Below are 10,066 nucleotides of genomic sequence, written 5' to 3'. Positions count from 1 at the left end.
CTGCATCAGTGAAGTCGCTGGAATACGCCATTAGCATTGGATTTTAGATGCTGAGGAGTACCTTAATTCAAAACCTCATAAGATGTCAAATGGGTTCTATAAAGATTTATTCCAGATAGTCTCTAGACTGTAGAAAAAACTGCCGAATTGGCAACATACTGATTCTGAGTTTCGTTATTGTCTGGGTTGAACCTATAGATAATTAGGTGGCAAAATTATCTTAGTGTTCTTAGATTAATCTATGTATTAAAAGTATTGCGTAAGCTGTTGAAAATTTGGGTTTTCGGAATCTAAGATCTGCCAGTTTTTCTACCACACTCCATATATTTATTGAGGAGAAGTAGAATTTTAAGACTGAATGTTTAAGTACTATCAAACTTTGACTTGATAATACCTTCAATCCAGCGACTTAACAAGCCGTAAAGAAGATTGAAGGGCATTAAAGCTTTTGTCAGCCATAGGTTAGGCTACACATAGTGGTTGAATAACAAATCCGTAGCTTTTCTGTGGTTGACAGGTGTCAAATTTGAGTTACTCTTGAAGCGGATTCCGGCAACTATCATCTACTTGGACAGAAATATATAAAGAAATAATAAATTTATGAGCTTCTGTCTGAAAGATTAAACTTGCAAACTGAATAGTTTGATACGGCAAACTGTTTAGTTATCCAATACCCTAAGCTAGGCAGTGAATTAACTACTGCAAATATGTACGGTAATTGTAATGAATAGTTTACAATACCAGTGTGTGAGAAAATCTAAAAAAAATATAAAAGTAACTAAAATGACTGTGGTGTCTGGAGGACAAAAGTGTTTCTGAGACTAGCGCATCAACATCGACAATTCGTCCAAGACTTGGTAATGAACTTACAAGCCTTGGCAGTTGTATTAGAACGACGCGGTTATCCTGCGTCTTGTTATACCTGCGGCGACCAGATGAATAGTGCCTCATTTATGGTGAGTCTGGGCAACAATCACTTGATTCGATTTTTAGTATCGGATTATGGGATTACTTGGACAGAAATGCGTGATGACCGCGAATTAATGAAGTTGGAAGGAGCAGAGGCAATTAACCAGTTACAGGAATTAGCTAATCTTGTGAAGCAATCTGCACCAGCCTATTCGGGTGCTAAAGCCCTAGCCAAGAGGAGTTAGGGTTTTTGTAGCTGATGGGTTATCAAAGCTTCTGTACGAGTCAATTGCTCATGGATTATAGGTTAGTGGGAATTGGTAATTTTGGCAGGTTTTTAAGTGCCATTACCTATTCACCATTACCTTCAATGAATTGTCACATGACTATGATGTGAAGTATATTGCGCTTGTGAATCAAAAGTAATTTAAGTAAGAGAAACAATTCTTGAGCGATTGTGCATCTTAGGTAATCATGATGCGTAAGTTTTAGCTTGAATAAGATTGTAAATTAACTCAGCAAAAAATATTAGGGATATATCATCAAGTTAGATATATTCTCAGGTCTAGGTATTAAGTTATGTTAGGCGATCGCCTGATAAATGTGGCGGTCATATGGCTCGTTTTTGTGATATTCCAGATGTGTAAAACAATTATTACTTTCAAACTGGAATATGTCTGAATCACAACCAAACCCTGCACAACTACCGCCAACGGATGCTATAGAAATTTCTACTAACCATACTTTTGAAAGTTGGTTTGAATATCCTGTCAGAGTGCAACCACATCATACTGATTATGCAGGGATTGTCTGGCATGGCACTTATATTACTTGGATGGAAGAAGCACGAGTAGAGTGTTTGCGCTCTATCGGGATCGAATTTGCAGATTTAGTAATCTTAGGCTGTGATTTACCAGTGGTAGAACTTTCAGTACGCTATCACCGTTCAATTGGGTTAGGTATGCCAGCTATTGTCAAAACCCGTATGAATGAGGTGACTGGTGTTCGGATTAACTGGGATTATGCGATTGTTTCTCCCGATGGGCAGCAATTGTATGTCACAGCTAAAGTAACGTTAGTAGCATTAGACCGTGAAAGAGGCAAAATCATGCGTCAGCTACCTACAAGTTTCAAGAATGCTTTGGCGAAGATTGCCTCAATACAAAATAATTGATCAAGACTTAAGAATCCAGGACTTAAGATTTTGTCCTGGATTTTCATTTGATTCTTGATCCTGTTTATTTATTAACGCGAATCTGCGACAGAGTTTGAGCAAACTGAATCACTTGATGCCAAATATCTTGAGGAGTAATCCCAAATCCTACTTGCAATAAAACAATAATTGCAGCAACAGTCAGTGCATTACTGATCGTTGTTTTGAGAATTTTCCACAATATTGTGAATACGATCCAAGCAATAATTAAAGTAGGAATCATAAATTTTAATTTCTGATAAATGTGTCTTTGATTAAAAAATACTATTTTTATGCATTGCCAATTTCTCATTCAAAAGCTTTTGCACCCAAGTAATTATGGCTAATTATTTAGGATGTTTAACTGTTTTGATGAAAAATAGGTATGTAATTCTAATCTAAATCAACACTGAAACTTCAATAGCTGCCGGATACTTTAGAGAAAATTAAGAAAATAATTTTTATTTATTGATAAATAAATCAATAACTCAATTAAAGATTAGATTAAGTTATTGAGGATGGTGATTTTAAAGCCCCATCCTCGTAAGGTTTATGCTGCTATAGCAATCATAAATGAGTTTCAAACAAATCTATTGCCTATTCCCTATTGCCTGCCTCCACAAGTAGTTGGTAAATCAAATAGGATTGCTATATCTGAGTTTTTAGTGTAAAGAAATCATCTGAGATTGAGTTGCTAAATTTTTAGTTGCTGTTAAAACTTCTTGCCTTGCCCATTGATCTGCTGCCAAAATGTCATCTAAAGAAGGATTTGCACAGTTATTATTTTGATGGCGATCGCATACCGATTCGATGCACCGAGGAATATCTAAAAAGCCAATTTTCTCTGCTAAAAATAAAGCGACAGCTTGTTCATTGGCGGCATTCAATACAGCTGGCATTGAGCCACCTGTTTGACCTGCGGCATAAGCTAACTGCATACAGGGATATTTGTGATGATCTGGTTCGCGGAAAGTTAAACTCCCTGCTTTTACCAAATCTAATCTTTCCCAGTCAGTATAGATGCGATCGGGCCAAGATAAAGCATATAACAAGGGTAAACGCATATCTGGCCAACCAAGTTGGGCTAACACTGAGGTGTCTTGCAACTCAATTAATGAGTGAATAATGCTTTGCGGATGGATAACAATCTCGATATCTTTGTAATCTAAGCCAAACAGAAAGTGAGCTTCAATTACTTCCAATCCTTTATTCATCAAAGTAGCCGAGTCTACTGTGATTTTGCGTCCCATTGACCAGTTAGGATGTTTGAGAGCATCTGCGACTGTAACTTCTGGTAACTTTTCAACAGGCCAATCACGGAAAGCCCCACCGGAGGCAGTGAGTAAAATTTTACGTAAACCGCCTTTAGGAACGCCTTGCAGGCACTGAAATATCGCTGAATGTTCAGAATCAGCTGGTAATAGTTTTACGCCATGTTTTTCTACTAAGGGTAGAACTACAGGGCCGCCAGCAATTAAAGTTTCTTTGTTGGCGAGGGCGATATCTTTACCTGCTTCAATAGCGGCGATGGTTGGCAGTAAGCCAGCACAACCAACAATCCCTGTAACAACAGTCTCGGCATCACCGTAGCGAGCAACTTCAATCACTCCGGCTGTGCCAGCTAGTAAGATAGGTTGGGGATCAAGGTCTTGGATAGCAGCTTGGAGAGCAGGTAATTTATCTTCAGTGGCGATCGCTGCTATACTCGGCCGAAACTGCCGAATTTGTGCTGCCAACATCTCGACATTATTGCCTGCTGCCAATCCCACAATCCGAAACTGATCTGGGTACTGAGTGACGATATCTAAGGTCTGAGTACCGATTGAGCCAGTGGAACCAAGAAGAGTAATAGCTTTCACAATTGCTTAAGGATTTACAGATAACTCCCACTATAAATTGCTTGGGACTCATAAATAACAGCGATCCCCACAATCAGTAGTCAAACACTCTTTTGCTTGGCAATTACTAAAAATTGTGTATATAAATACTATATTGTTAATGATAAATGCTTAGAATTCGGCAATAAAAACTTAATTTTGACTACTGACACGATGAACTCGAACATAGTAAAAATATTTATTGCGGCTCAGATGCCTATTGATTCTACTTTTAAAAACAATGTTTCCAAGAATTCACCTAATTTAGGTCAACCATAGGTAAAAAGATACATCAAGGAGTCTGTAAAAAAAACTGAAGCCTATGGTTAGGTCTCAAATATTAATAATAAAATTTTTATGGAAAAATGAAGCCGTTTTTCCCGCAGCTATGTGGTTTCTCAGCCGGCTCTTGATTTGGAGTGCCATGTTGCTGGTAGCCCCACATTTACCCTCATCCCATACAGAAGATTCTCTGAGTTTAGGTTGGGCAGCTGTTGATGGCTGGGATAGCTTACACTACCGAGCGATTGTTACTTCGGGATATGAATTTGTAGATGATGGGAAACAACACAATCTGGCTTTTTTTCCCTTGTTTCCCTTGAGTATTGGGGCATTAATGCACTTGGGCTTGTCGTTTGAAATGGCAGGTACACTCGTCAATAATTTGGCATTTGGCGCAGCACTTTACTGTATTTACTTTTGGGTAAAAGAACAGTGCGGTATCAAAGCAGCGCAGTGGGCTACTGCTGTAGTGTGTTGGTGTCCGATGGCTATGTTTACAGCAGTAATTTATACCGAGGGATTGTATTTATTCTTGAGTGCTGCTGCACTGCGGGCATTTGACCGCAAAGAATATGGTTGGACTGCGTTTTGGGGCGCAATGGCGACAGCAACACGTCCTACAGGTATGGCACTAGTTCCAGCATTAGCGATCGCAGCTTGGAAAGAACGCAGACCACTGATTGCTTATTTTGCCAGTTTAGCTAGTGCCACAGGCATACTTTTATTTAGTTTGTACTGTGCAATTTATTTTCACAATCCTTTAGCTTTTATTGCAGCGCAACGGGGTTGGCGGCCTTCCTTGGGTTTTGATTGGCCAGGTTGGTTAAATATGCTGATGCAAATTGTCGTTGGCGATAATTGGAAATTTGGCTGGGTGCAAAATCCTAATGGTGGACTACAAGATCCTTGGCATCCATTGTTGTTTAGCGTTGTAGTTGGCAGCATTTTTCTGATATGGCGCAACCAGAAAAGTTTGCATTCCATGAACAGAATTTATGGTTTTTACGCCCTGATTGCATTTTTATTAATCATCGCTGAGGAACCACTAATCAATAACTTGCTGAATGCGTTGATGCTTTTAGGCGGTGGCTTTGTATTGTGGCTTTTACGTACCAAATTAACCCCAGTGGCTGTAATTTATGGATTTTGTGGTATCGGTTTGTTGCTGGCATCTGGTGGTACGATTTCTTTGAGCCGTATTGCTTACGGGATTGTACCTTTGAGTATTGCGATCGGTGTGCTGCTATCTCGCCATCCTCGCCAAGGATATTTAATGCTAGGTTTGTTTGCGATGTTGCTGGTTAGGTTAGCTGTAGGATTTGCACAAGAACAATGGGTAGGTTAGCAGCAATTTTCAGAAAAAATGACTTGCTTTTTCCTGCCGTGGTATGGCTAATTAACAGACTGTTTATTTTAACTGTCATGTTGTTAATTGCGCCAATGCTTAAGGCACCACCGGGCGGCGTTGCGGCCACATTTAGTTGGGATGTATTTGAAGCCTGGGATAGTGGGCATTATTGGGCGATCGCAACTAATGGCTATGAATATGTCAATGATGGTAAGGGGCATAATATAGCCTTTTTTCCTCTATTCCCCTTAATGATTAAAGGACTGATCAGCCTGGGGTTGCCATTTCAAGTAGCTGGCACATTAGTCAACAATTTGGCATTTTTAGCTGCCCTTTACTTTTTGTACTTTTGGATAAAAAAGCAACATAGTTTAGAAGGGGCAATGTGGGCAATTTTAGTGCTAGCTTGGTTTCCAGCCTCTATATTTACTAGTGTGATTTACACTGAAGGGCTGTATATATTACTAAGTACGGCGGCACTTCAAACTTTTGATCTACAACAATATCGTTGGACTGCCTTTTGGGGTGGATTAGCAACGGCAACACGTCCCACCGGTATGGCACTGATCCCCGCGTTTTTAATTGCAGCTTGGAAAGAACGCAGACCACCCATTGCCTATATTGCAGGTTTGACGAGTGCGGCTGGCATACTTTTATTTAGCTTATATTGTGCAGTCAAATATGGTGAACCATTAGCTTTTATTCAAGCACAACGGGGCTGGCGATCGTCCATAGGTTTTGATTGGCAAGGCTGGTGGAAAATGCTGATGCAAATTTCAATTGGTACAACCAATTGGAAGCATGGTTGGATTAAAGATCCGTTGCATCCAATCTTGTTTGGCATAATTTTGGCTACTGGTTATATTTTATGGCGTTGCCGTCAGAAGTTAGGTTCTATCAAGATGGGCTATGGCTTTGTGGCTTTAGTTTTATTTTTATGGCTGCTGGCGGGAGATCCCTTAATTAATACAATTACGATTATTGGTAGTGGCTACTTGTTATGGCATTTACGCAGCCAGTTAACACCCGTGACTGTGATTTATGGTTTTTGTGGCTTAGGGTTAATTTTCGTTTCTGGAGGAACCTGGTCACTTAGCCGTATCGCTTATGGAATTGTGCCACTGAGTGTAGCCTTAGGTATATTATTATCTCGTTACACCCGTTGGGGAAACATCACCCTAGCGTTCTTCGCTATTCTACTTGCTACTTTCGCTGTCAGATTTGCTCAAAATCTTTGGGTGGGTTAGAGCTTAATATCATCAAAATGAGAAAATATCAGAAATTAAAAATAACTGTCGTACTTGAGCGTGATCAAACCACTTTTCAAGCTGAACGCCGTTCACTGGATGATTGGCGTGAGTGCCTTAATACTGTTTGCGTGCAGTAGTTTACGACATACGCTGTTTCAGTCAGGGGCTTTCGATCTGGGCATTTATGACCAGGTTACTTATTTAATGAGCCAAGGACAACCGCCAATCTCCTCTCTTTTAGGCTTTCATCACATGGGCAACCATGCAGCCTGGGCAGTTTATCTCTTAGCTTTACTGTACAAGATTTACCCCAGTGCTTACTGGTTACTAGCTGTACAAGCAGTTGCATTGGCTTTAGGTGCTTTACCCACATGGCATTTAGCCCGTCAAGCAGGTTTGAAAGAAAGCCAAGCATTCACAATGGCAGTAGTTTATCTGCTGAATCCATTAGTTTTCAATGTCAATTTATTTGAATTTCACCCAGAAGTAATGGCTATTCCATTAATTCTGGGGGTAGTTTTGGCGGCGCGGCTAGGGAAAATAAGCTGGTTTTGTTTAGGCGTAATTTTTATTTTGGGCTGTAAAGCTGTCTTATCACTCACAGTTGCGGCGATGGGCTTTTGGTTGCTCGTATTTGAAAAACGCCGTACCTGCGGTACATTTGCTCTAATTGCTGGTCTTGTCTGGTTTGTGATTGCTAGCCAAGTGATAATCCCGATGTTTAGTAATAGCGAGGTAGCAGCAGTTTCACGTTACAGCTATTTAGGTAACTCCGTTTTAGAAATTTCTAGTAATTTTTTGTTAAAACCAGGGCTAGTATTAGGCAGGGTATTTTCATTAGATACCTTAGAATACCTAGCATTGTTAGTTGCACCCGTGATTTGGGGACTAGCACCAAGGCATTTAACTCCTTTAGTAAGTGCTATTCCGGCCTTGGTTCTGAATATTCTGTCTGACAAACAAATGCAGAGAGACTTAATTCATCAGTATTCTTTGCCAATTTTACCCTTTTTGATACTTGCTGTAATTTCTACCTTAGCTGTTAATAAAGGATGGCTACGAACTAGACGAACAATTATTTTGTGGGCGTTAATTGCTTTTATGGTGCTAGGTAAGTATGGCTATTTATGGTCAAGATATTTTCGTTCAATCGATACTTGGCAAGCAACACGAGAAGCGATCGCTCAAATTCAAACTAAAGGTGCTGTTTTAACTACCCACAGTATTTATCCACATTTAACGCATCGCCCTACTATTCAATTTGTCGATGACATCAGTGGTGCGCCTTATGATTTTAGCCAGTTTGAATACATATTATTGAATGTGCGTCACCCCGATGGTACTCGTAATCCGGAGTTTGCTGCTAACTTAGTAAATCAGCTTAAAAGTAATCAACTATTTCAACTTAGCTATCAGCGCGATGATGTTTATTTGTTTGTCAAAAAATCTCTGGGACAATTAGATTAACATTTGTATTCAAGGTGATTGATTGCATTTATTTAAATAAAGATTTTGATTGTGATCTGGCGACAACTTAGGAGGCTAGGACATAAACAGATGATGAAAATTACATATCACAAGACTTTTAACCCTCTCACCTGTTCTTTATTATAAGTATGCCTAAATTTAAAAGTATTCTCTGGCAATTACTATATGTATCACTTTTTTTTGGATTTATCCTTGCCATCAGGTTCAAACCAATCACGCAAGCTTTTGAACTTGATTATGATGAAGGGCTGAACTTAATTAAAGTTCTTCTCTACTCCCAAGGTTTTTCACTTTATACGCAAGTTTGGAACGACCAACCACCTCTATTCACTGTCATTTTATCAATTTGGTTTAGTATATTTGGTCAGTCTGTAATAGCTGCACGCCTTTTAATATTAATATTCTCGTCATTATTATTATGGTGTTTTTTCCAAATTATCAACCGTGATCTTGGAAAAATACCTGCCTTTGTTGCCAGCATTTTATTAGTAACTTCTTGGCTATTTATTCGGGTTAGTATTTCCGTGATGATTGGCATCCCTGCTTTAGCACTAACAATGCTTTCTATTTATTTACTAACACTTTATAAAAAGCATGGGCAACAGTATTTGCTGATTCTTTCGGGAACAACTTTAGCACTTTCTCTACAAACTAAATTATTTACTGTATTTTTAATTCCGCTAATCCTATTTTATATCTGTGATTTTAAGCTGAGGATTGGTAAATTAACAAAAATAGCATATCACCCGATTATTTATTGGTTAGGTACTTTAGGAATTACATATATAATAATCTTCCTGTTATCCAAGCAATTTTATAGTTACGACCAGTTATTTCAATCTCACTTAAATCAACCGATAGAAGAAGGATTAGTTAATTTTAATAATGTTAAATTTCTCACATACATGATTACTCAAGATTATGATTATATATTTTTAGGATTTGTTGGGATTTTGGCAATTTTATGGAAAAAACAAAGAAATGGTTTTTTCCCTTTAATTTGGTTGGGAACTACTATATTAATTTTTCTTACTCATAAACCTATCTGGTATCACTATTACCCATTACTGGCTATTCCTATTTGTTGGCTAGCTGCTTATGGGGTTACTTTATTACTTGAGTTATTTACCTTAGGCTGGGATAAAAATTTAAAATTTTGGAACATCAAGCTAATTTTTCCTAGCCTGATTTTAGTAACAATGATGTTTTTAATCATTGCAACTCCCCCCGTCCCTAAAGGGATGCCTCGGAGAAACGGGGAAATTATGCAACTTGTAACGAAATACAAAGATTCAACACAATGGGTGTTTACAGATCGTCCTATTTACGCTTTTTATGCAGGCTTGCGTGTTCCCCCCGAAATGGCGGTAATGTCATATAAACGTCTGAATTCGGGTAGTTTATCATCTCAAAAATTACTAACTATCTTACAGCAGTATCGCCCTGAGCAAATTGTTCTAGCTCGATGGACTGATAGAATCAAAAGCGATCGCAAGATTATGGATTATATCAATGAACATTACTTCAAAACTTACACAAGTTTAAAAGGTGATGAAGAGCATTATATATGGGCTAATAAGAATAAAACTGCGACAGAAAGATAGTAACAGTAAAATTAAGGCTCTCCCAGAGTAACTATGGTAAAATAATATAAGAAAATTAAATAAAACTTAGATAATTTAGATTGGTTAATAGAGAAAACCCAAGCTATAAACCGAAT

The 10,066-nt window shown here is 38.5% G+C and carries 8 protein-coding genes; 6 read left to right on the top strand and 2 right to left on the bottom strand.

From position 1 onward, the window contains the following. Positions 1-809: 809 nt before the first annotated feature. On the top strand, positions 810-1,154 hold the full coding sequence (locus H6G76_RS35320) for a DUF1815 family protein (protein WP_190710844.1): 345 nt from the start codon (positions 810-812) through the stop codon (positions 1,152-1,154). 428 nt (positions 1,155-1,582) lie between these two features. After that, positions 1,583-2,083 (top strand): thioesterase family protein, encoded by a 501-nt coding sequence (locus H6G76_RS35315; RefSeq protein ID WP_190710843.1) that lies wholly within the window; start codon positions 1,583-1,585, stop codon positions 2,081-2,083. A gap of 64 nt (positions 2,084-2,147) precedes the next feature. On the opposite strand, the gene H6G76_RS35310 is transcribed toward H6G76_RS35315, so the two are convergent. Next, complete coding sequence (locus H6G76_RS35310; protein ID WP_190710842.1) at positions 2,148-2,345, bottom strand: hypothetical protein; 198 nt, start codon at positions 2,343-2,345, stop codon at positions 2,148-2,150. A gap of 418 nt (positions 2,346-2,763) precedes the next feature. Further along, positions 2,764-3,960: a 1-deoxy-D-xylulose-5-phosphate reductoisomerase gene (gene dxr / locus H6G76_RS35305; protein WP_190710841.1), complete on the bottom strand. Its 1,197-nt coding sequence runs from the start codon at positions 3,958-3,960 to the stop codon at positions 2,764-2,766. Positions 3,961-4,300: 340 nt separating this feature from the next. On the opposite strand from dxr, the gene H6G76_RS35300 reads away from it, so the two are divergent. From H6G76_RS35300 to H6G76_RS35285, 4 genes are all read left to right on the top strand, one after another. After that, on the top strand, positions 4,301-5,605 hold the full coding sequence (locus H6G76_RS35300) for a mannosyltransferase family protein (RefSeq protein ID WP_190710840.1): 1,305 nt from the start codon (positions 4,301-4,303) through the stop codon (positions 5,603-5,605). After that, positions 5,593-6,855: a mannosyltransferase family protein gene (locus H6G76_RS35295; RefSeq protein ID WP_190710839.1), complete on the top strand. Its 1,263-nt coding sequence runs from the start codon at positions 5,593-5,595 to the stop codon at positions 6,853-6,855. Before H6G76_RS35300 ends, H6G76_RS35295 begins: the two co-directional genes overlap by 13 nt. Before the next feature lie 99 nt (positions 6,856-6,954). Next, positions 6,955-8,325 carry a DUF2079 domain-containing protein gene (locus tag H6G76_RS35290; RefSeq protein ID WP_190710845.1) on the top strand — a complete coding sequence of 457 codons (1,371 nt, stop codon included), beginning with the start codon at positions 6,955-6,957 and terminating at the stop codon, positions 8,323-8,325. A 149-nt stretch (positions 8,326-8,474) separates the two neighbouring features. Then, the gene (locus H6G76_RS35285) at positions 8,475-9,950 is read left to right on the top strand and encodes a glycosyltransferase family 39 protein (protein WP_190710838.1); all 1,476 of its coding nucleotides are present in this window, start codon (positions 8,475-8,477) and stop codon (positions 9,948-9,950) included. Positions 9,951-10,066 lie beyond the last annotated feature (116 nt).

Origin of the sequence: Nostoc sp. FACHB-152, from assembly GCF_014697475.1 — a bacterium.
Lineage (GTDB): Bacteria > Cyanobacteriota > Cyanobacteriia > Cyanobacteriales > Nostocaceae > Nostoc_B.
This window is presented reverse-complemented; position numbering and strand designations above follow the sequence as displayed.

Excerpts from the sequence above, each read along its gene's own strand:
- H6G76_RS35285 (WP_190710838.1), top strand. The coding sequence starts at position 8,475 with ATGCCTAAATTTAAAAGTATTCTCTGGCAATTACTATATGTATCACTT.
- H6G76_RS35300 (WP_190710840.1), top strand. The coding sequence starts at position 4,301 with ATGGTTAGGTCTCAAATATTAATAATAAAATTTTTATGGAAAAATGAA.
- H6G76_RS35295 (WP_190710839.1), top strand. The coding sequence starts at position 5,593 with ATGGGTAGGTTAGCAGCAATTTTCAGAAAAAATGACTTGCTTTTTCCT.
- H6G76_RS35290 (WP_190710845.1), top strand. The coding sequence starts at position 6,955 with ATGATTGGCGTGAGTGCCTTAATACTGTTTGCGTGCAGTAGTTTACGA.
- H6G76_RS35315 (WP_190710843.1), top strand. The coding sequence starts at position 1,583 with ATGTCTGAATCACAACCAAACCCTGCACAACTACCGCCAACGGATGCT.
- H6G76_RS35310 (WP_190710842.1), bottom strand. The coding sequence starts at position 2,345 with ATGATTCCTACTTTAATTATTGCTTGGATCGTATTCACAATATTGTGG.